Origin of the sequence: Pseudoxanthomonas sp. CCNWLW251 (assembly GCF_037402255.1) — a bacterium.
Taxonomy (GTDB): domain Bacteria; phylum Pseudomonadota; class Gammaproteobacteria; order Xanthomonadales; family Xanthomonadaceae; genus Pseudoxanthomonas_A.
On record NZ_JBBEGA010000004.1, the window covers coordinates 83,568 to 100,000 of the forward strand.

Consider the following 16,433-nt stretch of genomic DNA (forward strand, 5'->3'; position numbering starts at 1 on the left):
TGTGCCTGCGGGGCTTACATGCCCCGTTGGTCACCGTGCGGAAGCCGCGGGCGTGGCGGCGGTCCAGCGCAGGCTGCTGCGCTGGAAGCGCCAGCCCAGCAGCACGGCGGCGGCGGTCAGGCCCACGATCAGGCCCAGCCACATGCCCTGCGGTCCCCAGCCCAGGCCCAGGCCAAGCCCGGCGCCCAGCGGCATGCCCAGGCCCCAATAGGCCGCCACGGCCAGCCACATCGGCACGCGGGTGTCCTTCAGCCCGCGCAACGCACCGGCGGACAGCACCTGGATGCCATCGGGGAACTGGAAGGCGGCGGCGAACAGCAGCAGGGTGCCGGCGAGGGCGGCCACGGCCAGGTCATCGGTATACAGCGCCACCACCAGGTCATGGCCCAGCAGCAGGAACAACGCCGACATGGCCTGCGTGGCCAGCACGATGACGTAGCCCGCGTGCGCGGCGCGGCGGATGCCGGCCACGTCGCCCGAACCGACTGCATGGCCCACGCGCACCGTGGTGGCCTCGGCCACGCCCATCGGGATCATGAAGCACAGCGCCGACACGTTGATGGCGATCTGGTGCGCGGCCGCGGGCGTGGCGCCCAGGCGCGCGATCAGCAGCGCGGTGACGATGAAGAGGCTGCCTTCCATCAGCACGGTGATGCCGATGGGCAGGCCGGTGCGCAGCAGTTGCAGGATGGGTTCGCGACGCGGCGGCTCGAAATGCGCGAACAGCTGCAGGTCGGCGAAGCGGCGCGCGCGCGCCAGGTAGATCGCGAACGCGATGGCCTGCAGCCACATGGTCAGCGCCGAGGCGATGCCCAGCCCGCCTGCGCCCATCTCCGGGAACCCGAGCTTGCCGAACGTCAGCACGTACCCCACCGGCGCCAGCACCAGCAGGCCGCCGAAGCCCAGGATCATCGTGGGCAGCGTCCAGTGCGTGCCTTCGCTCAGATAGCGCATGCAGAAGTAGAACGTCAGCGCCGGCACGCCCCAGCGGATACCGTGCAGGAACGCAGTCGCACCGGGAATGATGTCGGGCGTGATGCCGAACGCGGCCAGCGCGTAGGGCGCGGCACTCAGGAAGGCGAACATCAGCAGGCCCAGCCCCAGCGACAGCCACAGTGCCTGGCGGAACAACGGCGCGATCTCGTCGCGCCGCTTCGCGCCATCCAGCTGCGACACGGACGCCGTCAGCGAGATCAGCGTACCGATCGGCACCATCATGGGCAGCCACAGCAACGCGGTACCCACGGTGACGGCCGCCAGCGTCTGGGTGGCGTGGTGGCCGGCGATGACGTTGTCGACGAAGCCGATCAGGCCGGTGGAGACGTGGCCCAGCACCAGCGGCAACGCGAGCGTGCCTGTGGCGCGCACTTCCTGTCCGAAGCGCGGGGTCGGGGAGGGGGAACGGGACATGGGATCAACCGCCGGACTGCGGCCGCGCGGATTCGCGCTGGCACCGGGTCACGGGAGGCCGGTATCTTACCCGCTAGCCCGCCGCGCCACCCGAACGCCCCATGACCCCATCGCACGATGCCGTGCACGCCAGCGCGTGCGAGAACTGCCATACACCGCTGCAGGGCGAGTTCTGCCATGCCTGCGGACAGACCTCGCACAATCCGTTGCGCAGCTTCGGGCATGCGGTGGAGGAAGTGTTCGAGTCGTTCTGGCACCTGGACGGCCGCATCTTCCGCACCCTGCGCACACTGATGTCGCCGGGCAAGCTGGCGAACGCCTACCTGTCAGGCCATCGCGCGCCCTTCGTGGCGCCGCTGCGGCTGTTCGTCGTCCTCAGCGTGCTGACGTTCTTCGTGGGCAAGTTCGCCATGGGCAGCGGCGATGTGCTGAGCCCGCCAGCCGTGGCGGACGGCAAGGGCGGCACGACGGTCCAGGTGACGGGCGCGGGGGACGAAGGCGTCGACTTCGAATCGTTGACCGACCCCGACGAAGTGGTGCGCCTGCGCGACCGGACCATCGACGGGCTGCTGGCCGCGCGCGCCACCATCCCGCCGCCGCTCGCCTTCGCGCGCGGTCGCGTGGAAGACAACATCCGCGGGACCCAGGCGCGGGCACGCGCGCGCATCGCCGCGCTGCAGCCGGATCATCCGGCGCTGGCCGAACCCGACCGGATTCCGAAGGACGGGCCGATGCCGGATTCCACCGGCTCGCTGTTCTCGCAGAACGGAAAGCCATGGCATCCGACCAACAATCCGATCCGGGTGGACTGGCTGCCGGCGTTCGGCAACCGCTGGTTGAACAAGAAGATCGCGCGGGCGCAGGACAACATCCCGCGCCTGCAGAAAGACCCCGAACTGTTCAAGAACACCATGATGGGGTCGGTTCCATCGGCGCTGTTCGTGCTGGTGCCGGTGTTCGCGCTGCTGCTGAAGCTGGCGTACATCGGTACACGGCGGGTGTACCTGGAACACCTGGTGGTGGCGCTCTACAGCCACGCTTACCTGTGCCTGTGCGTGCTGGCGTTCTTCGCCCTGTCCTTCATCGACAGCCTGCTGCCCGCGCAGGCGACCGTGGCACGCGCGCCCGTGTGGTTGGCCGAGCTGCTGATCATGTGCTGGATGCCGGTGTACCTGTTCTGGATGCAGCAGCGCGTCTATCGCCAGCACCCGGTCGTCACGCTGGTGAAGTACCTCGCGCTGGGCATGCTGTACTTCATGCTCGTCGTCACGGCCATGGTCCTGCTGTCCCTGACCAGCCTGGTGAATGCGTAGGGAAGCGCCGCACGACGACGCCGTGCAGGCACACCGCCGTGCACGCCGTTCGTAGTGAGCCCGTCGAACCACGAACGGGATCCGGTGTTCAGTGCTCCCCCCTGGCTAGCGATCACGCTGTTGCCGCAGCCATGCGCGCCGCTGGCTGACAGGCACCGCCAGCAGTTCACGACGGAACGCATCCCGGTCCTGCGGCGGCAAGCGCTGCGCCAGCGCGGCCAGATCGTCCCGTTGCTCCGCGTCGAGCTGGTGGAGCACCGAGAGCGCCGCGTCGCGCTCGCCGGGCGGTACGTAGGCGAACAAGGGGTGCAGGCGCGGCCAGTCAGCACCGAGCGCCGGCCCCAAGCGCCATCCGTTGCGCTGCATCGCATCCTGCACGGCGAACTGCGTGCGCAGGGCAGCCTGGTGCTCCGGCGGCAGCGCGGCGACCTCGGCGGCCGCGGCGCGCAACCGCGCGCGCTGTACTTCGTCCAGTGCACGCCAGGCGGCGTAGCGCGCGCGACGGTCTTCGCGTTCGTGCAGGGGCAGCGCGTCCCACGCGATGCGCCGTTGCTGCCACGCCGCCTGCGCGGCCGGCGACATCGCCTGCCAGCGCGCGCCGGGCGCGACGTCCTGCGCGGCGGAGACGGCGATGCCGGCGATCGAGACCACCAGGCCCACGGCGCCGAGCAGCGCCATCCGCATCTCAACGCGCCGCATCGTCATCCTCCACGGCAGGCGTTTGAGGCGTGCCTGCGCCGGCCACGTACCAGGCCAGGAAGTCGGCCTCGCGGGCGAGGGCCTCCTCGTCGGCATCGGCGAGCAGCGCGAAGTCCACATGTTCGTGCGGCGCCATCGCAGCGTCGGAGCGCACGGCAGGGGCGTCGGCAGCCGGCAGTTCGGCCACGGCGATCACCGGATCCGGAGGCAGCGCCAGCGCGCCGTCGCCGCCCGCCGGGACTCCTGCCGTGCCGGACGGTGGCGGGGCGCCCTGCCTGTCCCACCACCACCACCCTGCCGCAGCGGCCGCCAGCAACAGGAGCACCGCGAGCAGGCTCCAATGCCAGCGTCGGCGGCGCGGAGGAGCCGTCACGGCCAGCGCAGCGGGCTTCGCCACCGGCGGCACGGGGCGCGTGCCGGCAAGGGCGTCCTCCCGCAGGCGGGCCAGTGTGGCGAGACGGTCAGGGGACAGGTCGCGCAGGTGCTGCTGGATGGCTTCCGCCAGCGCACGCCACCCGGCAGCGTCGGGCTGCCCGGCCGCATCACGCGGACAGGCACGGGCCAAGGCATCGCGGTAGGCCGGGTCGTCGATGCCGAGCGCTTCGGCGGCCTCGGCCTCCTGCAGGCCGCCTGCCAGCCGCAGCAGCAGGGCGGCGCGGTCGGCAGGCGCCGGTGCCGCCAGGGCCGCAAGCGAACCCGACCAGTGCGCGTGCGCGCCGTCCGCCCGCAGTTGCGGGGTGGCGGCAAGCAGCGACCAGAAGCGCACCGGCCAGTCCGCCATCGGCAGCGCCGCCGCCTTGGCACGGAACGCGCGCAATGCCGCCGCCAGGGCGACGTCGCCACGGTCGGGGTCTCCGCACTGGAGCGCGGCGAACACCGCGCCCCGGCGTTCGCACCCCCGCAGGAAGGCGGCAAGGGCGGCGGGCGGCGGGTCGGAAGCGGGGGTGGGAGCCATGGCGAAACCGGTTGCGGACGACCCGATCATAGTCAGCCTGCGGGCCCGTATGGACGCTTGACATCGCGCCGGAACCTGCTCTCTTCGGCCGCACAAGGCTTTCCGCGAAAAACGTTGTGCACAGCGGTCACCAAACCGTCATGCCGGGCCCGGGACTCCCCCGTCAGGACATTGTGTCAATCGGGTTTCACGGGCAAATGCATGATTTCATTGAAAAATATAGGGATGGCGCTTTTTTCGCCAAGGTGGCACCGAGGCTTGCAGGACCGTCATCGCGCCGTGAAGCAATCTCGCCATGCACAGATTTATCCACAGCTGGTGTGGATAAATCGGAATCCCCTTGTGGGATGGGCACTTGCGTGATTTTCGTCAAGATTTTGACAGGACATCACCGCAACTGCGCGAGATGTGCCCCCGCCGGGAGGGGCCGATACACTGTCACGCAATGTCGCCCGTTTCCGTCCTCCAGGTCGCGCTGCCGATCCCCCTGCCACGGCTGTTCGACTACCTGCCCCCGCCCGGCCACGCCGCCTCGCCGGAGGACGTGGGCAAGCGGGTCAAGGTGCTGTTCGGCAACCGTGCGCTGACCGGCTTCGTGGCCGGCGTCGGGCAGCCGGCCGATCCGGATCTGGAGCTGCGCCACGCCGAGGCGCTGCTCGATGCCAGCCCCCTGCTGCACGGGGAACTGCTCGACTCGCTGCACTGGCTGGGGCGCTATACGCACGCGCCAATGGGCGAGGTGGTCGCAACGGCCCTGCCGGTCCAGTTGCGCCAGGGCGAGCCGCTGCCGGACACCCACGCCTGGCACTGGCGGCTGACGGAAGCCGGCCGCACCCAGCAGGATCGCCTGCGCGCAGGCAGCCGGCCACGGCGTTTGGCCGACCTGCTGGCCGCACACGCCTCGCTCGACGAGGACGTGCTGGACCTGCACGTGGATGCCGGGCGCGCCACCGCACGAGACCTCGCCAGACGCGGCCTGGCCGAACGCGTCGTCGCGCCCGCCACGACGACGCCCCCTTCGCCCCGGCCTGGTCCGGCGCTCAACGACGAACAGCGCGTCGCGGCCGAGGCGATCACCGGCACGACCGGCTTCGGTGCCCTGCTGCTGGACGGGGTGACCGGCAGCGGCAAGACCGAGGTTTACCTGCACGCGATCGCCGACTGCCTGCATCGTGGACGCCAGGCGCTGGTGCTGGTGCCGGAGATCGGCCTGACGCCGCAGATGCTGGCGCGCTTCCGCGAGCGCCTGGGAGTGCCCGTGCATGCGCTGCACTCCGGCCTCAACGATGGCGAGCGCGCCCGTACCTGGGCCGCCTGCCTGCGTGGTGAGGCACGGGTGATCGTGGGCACGCGTTCGGCGGTGTTCACCCCGTTGCCGGAGGCCGGCCTGATCGTGATCGACGAAGAACACGATGGCAGCTACAAGCAGCAGGACGGCATCCGCTACCACGCACGCGACTTCGCGCTGGTGCGCGGCAAGGCGCTGGACGTGCCGGTGGTACTGGGCAGCGCCACGCCATCGCTGGAGACGCTGCACAACGCGCGCAGCGGCCGCTACGCGCACCTGCGCCTGTCGCGGCGCGCGGGCGAGGCGCAACCGCCCGGCGTGCGCGTGCTGGACATGCGCAAGCGACCGCAGCAGGCCGGCCTGCTGCCCGACACGCTGCAGGCCATCCGCCAGGCGCTGGAGGCGGATGGCCAGGTACTGGTGTTCAAGAACCGCCGCGGGTACGCCCCGGTGCTGCTGTGCCACGACTGCGGCTGGAGCGCGCACTGCAAGCGCTGCGACAGTGCGATGACGGTGCATGCGGGCGGCAAGCGCCTGCAGTGCCATCACTGCGGCGCGCGGCAGGCCGCCCCCCCGGCATGCCCCGACTGCGGCGGCCTGGCATTGCAACCGCAGGGGATCGGCACGGAGCGGCTGGAGGAAACGCTGTCCGACCTGTTCGCCGACGTGCCGGTGCTGCGGGTGGACCGCGGCACCACGCAGAAGCGTGATGGGTTGGCGCAACAACTGGCCAGGCTGGGCGATGCGCCCGGCATCCTGGTGGGCACGCAGATCCTGGCCAAGGGCCACGACCTGCCGCACCTCACCCGCGTGGCGGTGGTCGGCGTGGACGAGGGCCTGTTTTCCACCGACTTCCGTGCGGGCGAGAAGCTCGCCCAGCAGCTGATCCAGGTCGCGGGGCGCGCCGGGCGCGCCGGCAAGCGCGGCGATGTCTGGCTGCAGACGCATCACCCCGATCATCCGCTGTTGAACACGCTGATCACCGGCGGCTACCACGCCTTCGCCGATGCGGAGCTGGAGCAACGCCGGATGGCGGGCTTCCCCCCGTTCGCACATCTGGCCCTGCTGCGTGCGGAAGCCCAGCACGTGGACGCCGCGCACCAGTTCCTGCAGGCCGCCAAGCAGAGCCTGCGCGCGCAGGACGCCACCCTGGAAATGCACGGCCCCCTGCCCGCACCGATGCCACGCCGCGCCGGCCTGCACCGCGTGCAATTGCTGCTGTCCTCGCCGGAACGCCGCACGCTGCACCGCGCACTCGACCTCGCGTTGCCGCAGATCCATGCCATGCCGGAAGCGCGCCGTACGCGCTGGTCGCTCGACATCGACCCGATGGACCTCTACTGATGAGCGCCGACACACACGCTGCCATGACGCCCGCGCGCCGCCTGCGCAGCATCTTCAGCGGCTCGGTCGGCAACCTGGTGGAGTGGTACGACTGGTACGTCTACGCGGCATTCTCGCTGTACTTCGCCGAGGTGTTCTTCCCCGGTGGGGACCGCACCAGCCAGTTGCTGAAGACCGCCGCGATCTTCGCGGTGGGTTTCCTGATGCGCCCGCTCGGCGGCTGGCTGCTGGGCCGCTACGCCGATCGCCATGGCCGCAAGCGCGCGTTGATGCTGTCGGTGGTGATGATGTGTGCGGGTTCGCTCATCATCGCCTGCACGCCGGGCTACGCGACCATCGGCGTGGCGGCACCGATCCTGCTGGTATTGGCGCGGCTGCTGCAGGGCCTGTCCGTCGGCGGCGAATACGGCACATCGGCGACCTATCTCAGCGAGATGGCCACGCGCGGGCATCGCGGCTTCTGGTCCAGCTTCCAGTACGTCACGCTGGTGATGGGCCACCTGATCGCGTTGGCCGTACTGATCGCGTTGCAGCGCGTATTCCTGACCGACGGGCAGCTGCGCGAATGGGGCTGGCGCATCCCGTTCGCGATCGGCGCCGCGGCGGCGCTGGTGGCATTGTGGCTGCGCCGGAACATGGTGGAGACCGAATCGTTCTCCCGCCGCGAGGCTGCGGGCACGCCGGACCAGCAGGAGGCGCAGGGCACGCTGCGTGCCCTGATGCAACACCCACGTGCGGTGCTCGCCGTGGTCGGACTGACGATGGGTGGCACGCTGGCGTTCTACACATACACGACCTACGTGCACAAATTCCTCGTCAACAGCGCCGGCATGGCGAGCCAGACGGCCAGCCTGATCAACGCCTCGACGCTGTTCTTCTTCATGCTGCTGCAGCCGGTGGTCGGTGCGCTGTCCGACCGGATCGGCCGTCGACGCATCCTGATCGCCTTCGGTGTGCTGGGCACACTGTGCACGTGGCCGATCCTGTCCACGCTGCAGACGGTCTCGAGCCCGGCGCAGGCATTCTGGCTGCTGATGGCCGCGCTGGTGATCCTCAGCGGCTACACCGCGATCAACGCGGTGGTGAAGGCGGAGATGTTTCCCGTCGAGATCCGCGCCCTCGGCGTCGGCTTGCCCTATGCGCTGACCGTGGCGATTTTCGGCGGCACCGCCGACATGGTTGCGCTCTGGTTCAAGGACATCGGCCACGAAACCGGCTTCTACTGGTATGTCACGGCGTGCATCGCATGCTCGCTGCTGGTGTACCTGTGGATGCCCGATACGCGCGAGACCTCGCTGATCGATCGCGATCCGGAATGATCCTGCGCGCCCCGGATACGGCGCGTGCGACAATCCGCGACGACGCCACGCGACCATGGCAGCAGGAGACGACATGCAGGCAGGACACCATCTCGTCATCGTCGGCGGCGGCTTCGCCGGACTCTGGGCCACGCGTGCGCTGGCTTCCGCGCCGGTACGCATCACCCTGATCGACCGCCACAACCACCATCTGTTCCAGCCCCTGCTCTACCAGGTGGCCACCGCCGGGCTGTCCGCACCCGATATCGCCGCGCCGCTGCGCCACATCCTGCGCAAACAGGAGAACGTCGAAGTACGGCTGGCCGATGTTGCATCGATCGAGCCGGATGCAAGGCAGGTCGTCCTGGCGGACGGCACGACGATCATGTTCGACTCGTTGCTGCTGGCCACGGGCGCGACGCACGCTTACTTCGGTCACGATGAATGGGCGCGACACGCACCGGGCCTGAAGACGCTGGATGATGCGCTGCAACTGCGACGTCACCTGCTGCTCGCGTTCGAGCGTGCGGAGGCAGAGACCGATCCAGGCAGGCGCGCCGCATGGCTGAGCTTCGCGATCGTCGGCGGTGGACCGACCGGGGTCGAATTGGCGGGCACGCTGGCGGAGATCGCGCGGCACACGCTGAAGAACGAATTCCGCCGCATCGATCCCTCGCAGGCGCGCGTGCGACTGGTGGAAGCGGGACCGCGCGTGCTGGCTTCGTTTCCCGACGCACTGTCGGAAAAGGCGCGCAGGCAACTGGAAAAACTGGGCGTCGAGGTCGTGACCGGCACGCCGGTCAGCGACATCACCGACGAGGGTTACCGGCTGGGCGACGCCTTCGTGCCCGCGAAGACGGTGGTGTGGGCGGCCGGTGTGGCGGCATCACCGCTGGCGCGCTCGCTGGACGTGCCACTGGACCGCGCCGGCCGCGTGCCGGTGCAGCCCGATCTCAGCGTCACGGGTCATCCGGACATCTTCGTCGCGGGAGATCTCGCCGCCGTGACCTCGGACGGGCGTCCCGTGCCCGGCGTGGCGCCGGCGGCGAAACAGATGGGCCGGCACGTGGCGCAGGTGCTGCGTGCGCGACTGTCGGGTGGTCCGGCGCCCGGCGCGTTCCGCTACCAGGACTACGGCAATCTCGCGACGATCGGGCGGATGGCGGCGGTGGTGGATTTCGGTCGGCTGAAATTTTCCGGGCTGCTGGCGTGGTGGTTCTGGCTGACCGCGCACGTGTTCTTCCTGATCGGCTTCCGCAACCGCCTGGTCGTGCTGCTGAACTGGTGCTGGGCGTACTGGAGCTACCAGCGCGGCGCGCGGATCATCCTCGGCAAGGACGAGGATCAGCCGGGATCCACGCGGCAGGCATAGCAGCCGGGACGTGCGTTATGCACGTGCAGATAGGCGACACCGGGCGCGTCGAGCAGACGCTGCAGGTGCGGTGACGCGTTCGCGCCTTCCACCACCTCGGCGTCCCGCATCAGACCGTCCTCGTCATAGGCCCGTAGCGACAGCAACCGGCGCGGGAATGACGGCGGCAATGTGTCGTGGTATTCGGCGGCATGGATATGCAGCGCCGCTTCGCGCACGTAGATCGGCCCACTGGCGCGATACGGACCGGCGACATCGTGGTGCGGGTAGGGAAGCAGCAGCAGGGTCTCGCCCTGCTGCGCATCCTGCAGCGTAACGCGGCAGGGAAAGCCACGGTCGGCATCGGCGACGACGCGACGGATGTTGCGCGCCGCCAGTGCGGCGGCGTCGAGCGCGAACAGAGGACGGAAGGGTTCGGGCGACAGCCCGCGGATCACGAACGACATGGCATCACGCTGCGGGAAACGGGATGCCATGTTCGTGCCGCCCTTGAGGCGACGCTATCCGGATCTTGTCCGGCCTACTTCGGGTCCAGCGGATAGCGCTTGCCATCGGCCATGACCAGCTCGCCGTCGCCGATGCGCTCGCTGTCCGCATCGACCGTGATGAATTCGGCCTCGAGGCGGCCTGCGCCCTTGCTGCCTTTCAGGTCGAAGACATACAGCTCGCCTTCCGCTGCCCAGGACGCGTCACGGTCGAAGGCAGCCTCGCGGATGTCGCCGATGTGGCGTTGCACGACCGGATGCGCCTGCATCGCCGCGTTGGCCTGCAGCACGAAGATGCCATCCTGCCGCGCGAACGTATCGGGCACCTCGCCACGATCCGTATCGATGCGCGGCGACGCCAGTTCGCCCTCCATCGGCGCCTCGCCCTCGAACGCAATCTCGCGGCCATCGGCGAGCGTCAGCACACCCTTTCCGAGACGCTCGGTGTCGGCGTCCACGGTGATGAATTCCGCGAGGATGCGGCCGCGCCCCTTGTCGCCCGCCAGTGCGAACACGAACTCGTTGGCACCCTCGGCCTCGCCCGTGGCGGCCAGGTCGAATTCGAACGAGGCGAGCGTGCCGATGTGCTGCTGCACCAGCGGGTAGCGCTGCACGGCGACGCGCGCCTGGCGGGTGAATATGTTGTCCTGCATGTCGCCGAACAGGCCATCGACGCCCACTTCATCGGCGGGCTCGTCTTCACCGCGCGGCTCGCCTTCGAACGGCAAGCGGCGGCCATTGGCCAGCGTCAGCACGCCCTTGCCGAGGCGTTCGGTCTCGGCGCTGACGGTGATGAAGTCCGCTTCCAATCGCCCACGGCCCTTGTCGCCCACCACGTCGAACACGAAGGTGTTCATGCCCGGCGCGGCACCGGTAGCCTCCGTGTCGATCTCGAATGTCGTGATCTGGCCGATGTGCTGGCGGATCAGCGGATACCGCTGCGCGGCTTCCTGCGCCTGGCGGGTGAAGAGATCGGCGCCCGCCCCGACGTCCTCATCGTGGTCGTGCCCATGGTGGTCGTCTTCCGCAGCCAACGCGTCGGCGTCGCCTTCGATCACGTGCTCGGTGCCGTCCGACATCACCAGCACGCCGGGGCCGAGCGCCTCCTCCGTCGCACTGACGGTGATGAAACGCGCGGTGACGCGCCCCTTGCCACGGCTGCCCTCGACGTCGAACACCAGTACGTCCGGGCCGGGCTGGTCCATGCTCGCGGCATCGTCCAGCACGACCTTGCGAATCGCGCCAAGCTGCGCGGACACCACCGGATCGATCTGCATCGCGGCGCGCGCCTGCGCGTCGTATTCCTCGCGATCGATGCTGAAACTCACGCCGCGCGTTTCGCCGGAGGATTTGGTGTTGCCGGTTTCGGCCGCCATGGCCGCCATGGCCGGCGTGCCGCCCGCGCCCGCCCCCATGCCGCATGCCAATGCCAACGCGAGTACCCACTGCCGCTTGTTGCCCCACGCCATGCCCTGCTCCTTTAGTTGCCGCCCGAGGCGGATCGCGGCGTAGTGGATCACACTTCCGCCGATCGATGAACCTTGCAAACGAAAAGAGGCCCCTTACGGGGCCTCTTCAGTACGCTGACGCGATGCCGGGTCAGGCCGCGAACAGCGCCTTCATCTTCTTCAGCGCGTTGGCTTCCACCTGGCGGACACGCTCGGCGGAAATGCCGTACTCGTCGGCAAGTTCCTGTAGCGTGATCTTGCTTTCGCCATCCAGCCAGCGGCGCTTGATGATGTCGCGCGAACGCTCATCCAGATTCGCCAGGCCTTCGCGCAGCAGTTCCATCTGATTGTCTTCGCTGTCCGCACGCTCGTAGGCCTGCGAAGGATCCTCATCGTGGGCGACCAGGTAGCTGGCCGGAGAGGGCGGGGCATGATCCTCGTCCTCGTCAGAGGAGGCGTCGAAACCGATGTCACGACCAGACAGGCGCGCTTCCATCTCCAGCACCTCGCGCTCGGACACGTTGAGGTCCTTGGCGATGACGCTGACTTCCTCGGCATTCATCCAGCCCAGGCGTGTCTTGGACTTGCGCAGGTTGAAGAACAACTTGCGCTGCGCCTTGGTCGTGGCGACCTTCACGATGCGCCAGTTTTTCAGGATGAACTCGTGCATCTCGGCACGGATCCAGTGCACCGCGAAACTCACCAGGCGCACACCCATGTCGGGATCGAAACGCTTCACCGCCTTCATCAGGCCGATGTTGCCTTCCTGGATCAGATCCCCCAGCGGCAGGCCGTAGCCGTTGTAACCGCGGGCGACATGCACCACGAAGCGCAGGTGCGAATGCACCAGCTCGCGCGCTGCGTCGAGGTCTTCATCCTCGCGATAACGGTGGGCGAGCGCTCGCTCGTCCTCGACCGACAGCACCTGGATCTGGTGCACGGCACTGATGTAGGCGTCCAGCGAACCCAGGGCACTGGGAATCGGCAGGCTGTTGGTGACCAGGGCGGTAGTAGGAGTGTTCTGGCTCATGGGCAGGGATGTTAGCAGTCGGGGGGTTCGACTGCTAACCACCAGGGAAGTTCCCCATTGTCCTACGTCTGCAACAATCTCCCTCCGGCGGGCTAGTCCAGGAATATTCCTGCCCTATCAATTACTTGGCAATCCCGGATCACGTAACGCCCAGCTAGTTCGGAAATCCCTCACCCGCTCCGGCGATCTGGCGTTCAGGTTCGAGAGGACATCGCCACGACGGCGGGCGGCGCTTTCCGAGCCTGCCTCGCCAGCACCTGGGCGGCAAGGTCGTCGGCACCCTCCAAACGCGAAGGATGGAAGTCCCGACGCAGGTAATCGCGCAGGTGACGATGGGTGCGGCGCGCCATCCCATACCCCTTCCCGAGGTGATGGGCCACCTGGCGCCAGGAGGCCTTTCTCCACAACAAGCGATCCTGGGCCAACAGTGACGTCGCCATGCCGATCATCAACGCGTAGAAGAGCGTGGTTGTCGTCAGAGCGCCCAGCAGGCGCACCGAGTAGCGAGGCGCAATCGCCTGCAGCAGATCGTACGCGACTGCACGGTGCTCGATCTCTTCTGCGAAGTGCCATTCCATCAGGTCGCGCACACTTGGATCCGCCTCGACCAGGATCGACTGCGACAGGAACTCATACCCCAGGAATGCGTTGATGTGTTCGACGCAGCTCACCAGTGAGACCCGTAGCCAAAGCGGCGCGTAGCGGTCCATCGTGCGGAAGACGACACGATCAACCGTGCGCTCGAAGCCACGGTATGCGTATCCCTGCGCATCCAGGTTGTCCCAGTAGCGCTTGTGCGCCACTCCATGTTGCGCCTCCTGCCGGATGAACGCCTGGCAGCGCCCGCGCAGCGCGTCGTTGGCGACATGCGGCATGCACGCATTGAGCGTCCGGATATAGAAGGCTTCGTTCGCGGGCACCAGGATGGTGTATGCGTTGAGCAGCGACGAAACCACTTCGTTGCCCGGCAACCAGTGCCGGGGAATGTCGAGAGGAAGGCCTGCAACGAAGCGTCGCGGCGTGATGGATTCACTCATGTCTCGGCCCTGCCCGTGCTCACCGGCGAGGGCGAAGGCGTCCTGACCCACCGCATCGATTCACCCACAGCGGAGCGGTCGTCGAAGAGTATCGGCAGTGCACCCTTGCGATCATGGAGATGCCGGGGGCGCGGCGCCCTCCTGCGCCTGCCGCAATACGCGCAGGAGGTTGCCGCCCCAGATTTTCCGAATGTCCACTTCGGAGTAGCCTGCCGCCAGCAGCGCCTCGGTGATCCGTGGCAGGGCACTGACATCTTCCAGGCCAACGACGCCACCGCCGCCATCCCAGTCTGCGCCGATGCCGACATGATCCACGCCAGCAACCTTCAGGATGTGCAGCAGGTGTGCCATGTATTCGTCGAACGTCGCCCGTCTGGCGGGATACCGCACGTCTATTGCGCGGCGCTCGGCCAGATAGTCCGCCACGCGATCCGCCGGCAGCCTGTTTTCGGGGCCGAACGTCTTCGACAGGCTTTCCATCGCCGCTTCGCGTTCCGGAATCTTCGGGATGTCGACCAGGTAGCCGCCGTAAGCATTGACGTGGATCACCCCGCCTTTCGCCGCGAGGTGGCGGATTCTCGCGTCGTCGATATTGCGCGGATGGTCGTAGATCGCATCGGCACTCGTATGCGACAAGACGATCGGCGCCGAAGACAGCGCGAGCAACTGGTCGAACACCGCGTCGCTGGCATGCGACGCATCCAGCACGATGCCAAGCCGGTTCGCTTCGGCCACCAGAGCCCGTCCGGCCGGACTGAGTCCCTTCCACTCGGCACCTGCCGGATCGGTGGAAGAATCGCCGAAATCATTGTTGCGTACATGGGTGATGCCGAGCATGCGCAACCCCAGGCGATGGTAAGCCGTCAGCAGGGTTGGATCACTCGCCAGCGGCGCGGCGTTTTCCATGCTGATGAACGACACGCGCTTGCCGGCACCGGCGATCCGCTCGGCGTCATCCGCGGTGAGCGCGAGTTCCATCTCGGCAGGATGCGCCGCGAGCATCTCCAGGATACTGGCCAGACGCTCGAGACCATGGTCGCGCGCGGCGCGTTTGCCGGTGTCATCGCGCGCACCTTGGGCCGTGTAGATCACCCAGAAGCCACCATCCAGCCCGCCAGCCTTCATGCGCGGCAGGTCGACCTGCGAGAGATCGCCTTCATGCTGGTGATTGTCTGCGATGCTCCAGCCGGGGCGCCGCAGATTCGCGGGCGTGTCCAGATGCGTATCAAGCACCAACGCTGCTTCATGCACGCGTTGCGCCGTCATCGACGTGCCTCCTGCCGCAGCATCAGCACCGGGCACGATCAGCGCAATCGCCAAGATCAATCGACACCGCTTCATGCATCGTCCCCTGTGAGATGAGGATCGATTGTTGGCCAAAGCGACGCAAGAAAAAACCCCCGTCCTATCGGACGGGGGTTTCGGGGTAAAGCCCCTGGCGATGACCTACTCTTGCATGGCTTAAGCCACACTACCATCGGCGCGGCTGCGTTTCACTTCCGTGTTCGGGATGGGAACGGGTGGGACCACAGCGCTAATTTCACCAGGGAGAGGGTTGGAGCGTCGCCATCCAATAAACGGATTTAGGCGCCAGTCTCTCATAGGGTCTTGTGACGTAGCGGGCATTGGATTTTCTCTGACGATATCGTCGAGTCCAAGGCCACTTGAGGTTATATGGTCAAGCCACACGGATCATTAGTATCAGTTAGCTCAATGGGTTACCCCACTTACACACCTGACCTATCAACCACCTAGTCTTGATGGTTCCTTTAGGGGGCTTGTGCCCCGGGAGATCTCATCTTGAGGCGCGCTTCCCGCTTAGATGCTTTCAGCGGTTATCGCTTCCGAACATAGCTACCCGGCAATGCCACTGGCGTGACAACCGGAACACCAGAGGTTCGTCCACTCCGGTCCTCTCGTACTAGGAGCAGCCCCTCTCAAATCTCCAACGCCCATGGCAGATAGGGACCGAACTGTCTCACGACGTTCTGAACCCAGCTCGCGTACCACTTTAAATGGCGAACAGCCATACCCTTGGGACCGACTACAGCCCCAGGATGTGATGAGCCGACATCGAGGTGCCAAACACCGCCGTCGATATGAACTCTTGGGCGGTATCAGCCTGTTATCCCCGGAGTACCTTTTATCCGTTGAGCGATGGCCCTTCCATACAGAACCACCGGATCACTAAGTCCTACTTTCGTACCTGCTTGATCCGTCGATCTCGCAGTCAAGCACGCTTATGCCTTTGCACACAGTGCGCGATGTCCGACCGCGCTGAGCGTACCTTCGAGCTCCTCCGTTACTCTTTGGGAGGAGACCGCCCCAGTCAAACTACCCACCATACATGGTCCCCGATCCGGATTACGGACCTAGGTTAGAACGTCAAGCACATCAGGGTGGTATTTCAAGGTTGGCTCCACCGAAGCTAGCGCCTCGGTTTCATAGCCTCCCACCTATCCTACACAGACGAACTCAACGTTCAATGTAAAGCTATAGTAAAGGTTCACGGGGTCTTTCCGTCTTGCCACGGGAACGCTGCATCTTCACAGCGATTTCAATTTCACTGAGTCTCGGGTGGAGACAGCGCCGCTGTCGTTACGCCATTCGTGCAGGTCGGAACTTACCCGACAAGGAATTTCGCTACCTTAGGACCGTTATAGTTACGGCCGCCGTTTACTGGGGCTTCGATCAAGAGCTTCGCCTTGCGGCTGACCCCATCAATTAACCTTCCAGCACCGGGCAGGCGTCACA

At 67.0% G+C, this 16,433-nt stretch carries 12 protein-coding genes and 2 rRNA genes (1 of these 14 only partly in view); 4 read left to right on the forward strand and 10 right to left on the reverse strand.

Features of this window, described 5'->3' with window-relative positions:
• Positions 1-30: 30 nt before the first annotated feature.
• Positions 31-1,410 (reverse strand): MATE family efflux transporter, encoded by a 1,380-nt coding sequence (locus tag WBN46_RS15275; protein ID WP_337732305.1) that lies wholly within the window; start codon positions 1,408-1,410, stop codon positions 31-33.
• Between the two features lie 101 nt (positions 1,411-1,511).
• On the opposite strand from WBN46_RS15275, the gene WBN46_RS15280 reads away from it, so the two are divergent.
• Positions 1,512-2,723 (forward strand): DUF3667 domain-containing protein, encoded by a 1,212-nt coding sequence (locus tag WBN46_RS15280; RefSeq protein ID WP_337732306.1) that lies wholly within the window; start codon positions 1,512-1,514, stop codon positions 2,721-2,723.
• Between the two features lie 105 nt (positions 2,724-2,828).
• Here the strand turns inward: WBN46_RS15280 and WBN46_RS15285 are convergent, their stop codons facing one another.
• Together WBN46_RS15285 and WBN46_RS15290 are read right to left on the reverse strand one after the other, a co-directional pair.
• The gene (locus WBN46_RS15285) at positions 2,829-3,422 is read right to left on the reverse strand and encodes a DUF3106 domain-containing protein (protein WP_337732307.1); all 594 of its coding nucleotides are present in this window, start codon (positions 3,420-3,422) and stop codon (positions 2,829-2,831) included.
• Positions 3,409-4,377: a hypothetical protein gene (locus WBN46_RS15290; protein WP_337732308.1), complete on the reverse strand. Its 969-nt coding sequence runs from the start codon at positions 4,375-4,377 to the stop codon at positions 3,409-3,411. Before WBN46_RS15290 ends, WBN46_RS15285 begins: the two co-directional genes overlap by 14 nt.
• Before the next feature lie 445 nt (positions 4,378-4,822).
• Here WBN46_RS15290 and WBN46_RS15295 point away from each other — a divergent pair, with 445 nt between their 5' ends.
• The 3 genes from WBN46_RS15295 to WBN46_RS15305 all read left to right on the forward strand — a co-directional run bounded on the left by WBN46_RS15295 (position 4,823) and on the right by WBN46_RS15305 (position 9,679).
• Positions 4,823-7,009 (forward strand): primosomal protein N', encoded by a 2,187-nt coding sequence (locus WBN46_RS15295; RefSeq protein ID WP_337732309.1) that lies wholly within the window; start codon positions 4,823-4,825, stop codon positions 7,007-7,009.
• Positions 7,009-8,328, forward strand: a complete 1,320-nt coding sequence (locus tag WBN46_RS15300; RefSeq protein WP_337732310.1) for an MFS transporter — start codon at positions 7,009-7,011, stop codon at positions 8,326-8,328. The genes WBN46_RS15295 and WBN46_RS15300 overlap by 1 nt, the downstream gene beginning before the upstream one ends.
• Before the next feature lie 73 nt (positions 8,329-8,401).
• A complete protein-coding gene (locus WBN46_RS15305) occupies positions 8,402-9,679 on the forward strand; it encodes an NAD(P)/FAD-dependent oxidoreductase (protein WP_337732312.1) in 1,278 nt (425 codons plus the stop codon).
• Here the strand turns inward: WBN46_RS15305 and WBN46_RS15310 are convergent.
• The 7 genes from WBN46_RS15310 to WBN46_RS15340 form a co-directional block, all read right to left on the reverse strand.
• The gene (locus WBN46_RS15310) at positions 9,652-10,155 is read right to left on the reverse strand and encodes a DUF1203 domain-containing protein (RefSeq protein ID WP_337732314.1); all 504 of its coding nucleotides are present in this window, start codon (positions 10,153-10,155) and stop codon (positions 9,652-9,654) included. The genes WBN46_RS15305 and WBN46_RS15310 overlap by 28 nt on opposite strands.
• A gap of 44 nt (positions 10,156-10,199) precedes the next feature.
• The gene (locus tag WBN46_RS15315) at positions 10,200-11,633 is read right to left on the reverse strand and encodes a hypothetical protein (RefSeq protein ID WP_337732315.1); all 1,434 of its coding nucleotides are present in this window, start codon (positions 11,631-11,633) and stop codon (positions 10,200-10,202) included.
• Positions 11,634-11,763: 130 nt separating this feature from the next.
• Complete coding sequence (gene rpoH / locus WBN46_RS15320) at positions 11,764-12,642, reverse strand: RNA polymerase sigma factor RpoH (protein WP_192199889.1); 879 nt, start codon at positions 12,640-12,642, stop codon at positions 11,764-11,766.
• 194 nt (positions 12,643-12,836) lie between these two features.
• Positions 12,837-13,679, reverse strand: a complete 843-nt coding sequence (locus WBN46_RS15325) for a metal-dependent hydrolase (RefSeq protein WP_337732316.1) — start codon at positions 13,677-13,679, stop codon at positions 12,837-12,839.
• 111 nt (positions 13,680-13,790) lie between these two features.
• Positions 13,791-15,020: a dipeptidase gene (locus tag WBN46_RS15330; protein WP_337732317.1), complete on the reverse strand. Its 1,230-nt coding sequence runs from the start codon at positions 15,018-15,020 to the stop codon at positions 13,791-13,793.
• 92 nt (positions 15,021-15,112) lie between these two features.
• Positions 15,113-15,227 (reverse strand): 5S ribosomal RNA (gene rrf / locus WBN46_RS15335).
• Positions 15,228-15,353: 126 nt separating this feature from the next.
• Positions 15,354-16,433: ribosomal RNA gene (locus tag WBN46_RS15340) — 23S ribosomal RNA — on the reverse strand (it continues 1,799 nt past the right edge of the window).

Excerpts from the sequence above, each read along its gene's own strand:
- WBN46_RS15275 (WP_337732305.1), bottom strand. The coding sequence starts at position 1,410 with ATGTCCCGTTCCCCCTCCCCGACCCCGCGCTTCGGACAGGAAGTGCGC.
- WBN46_RS15280 (WP_337732306.1), top strand. The coding sequence starts at position 1,512 with ATGACCCCATCGCACGATGCCGTGCACGCCAGCGCGTGCGAGAACTGC.
- WBN46_RS15285 (WP_337732307.1), bottom strand. The coding sequence starts at position 3,422 with ATGCGGCGCGTTGAGATGCGGATGGCGCTGCTCGGCGCCGTGGGCCTG.
- WBN46_RS15290 (WP_337732308.1), bottom strand. The coding sequence starts at position 4,377 with ATGGCTCCCACCCCCGCTTCCGACCCGCCGCCCGCCGCCCTTGCCGCC.
- WBN46_RS15295 (WP_337732309.1), top strand. The coding sequence starts at position 4,823 with ATGTCGCCCGTTTCCGTCCTCCAGGTCGCGCTGCCGATCCCCCTGCCA.
- WBN46_RS15300 (WP_337732310.1), top strand. The coding sequence starts at position 7,009 with ATGAGCGCCGACACACACGCTGCCATGACGCCCGCGCGCCGCCTGCGC.
- WBN46_RS15305 (WP_337732312.1), top strand. The coding sequence starts at position 8,402 with ATGCAGGCAGGACACCATCTCGTCATCGTCGGCGGCGGCTTCGCCGGA.
- WBN46_RS15310 (WP_337732314.1), bottom strand. The coding sequence starts at position 10,155 with ATGGCATCCCGTTTCCCGCAGCGTGATGCCATGTCGTTCGTGATCCGC.
- WBN46_RS15315 (WP_337732315.1), bottom strand. The coding sequence starts at position 11,633 with ATGGCGTGGGGCAACAAGCGGCAGTGGGTACTCGCGTTGGCATTGGCA.
- rpoH (WP_192199889.1), bottom strand. The coding sequence starts at position 12,642 with ATGAGCCAGAACACTCCTACTACCGCCCTGGTCACCAACAGCCTGCCG.
- WBN46_RS15325 (WP_337732316.1), bottom strand. The coding sequence starts at position 13,679 with ATGAGTGAATCCATCACGCCGCGACGCTTCGTTGCAGGCCTTCCTCTC.
- WBN46_RS15330 (WP_337732317.1), bottom strand. The coding sequence starts at position 15,020 with ATGAAGCGGTGTCGATTGATCTTGGCGATTGCGCTGATCGTGCCCGGT.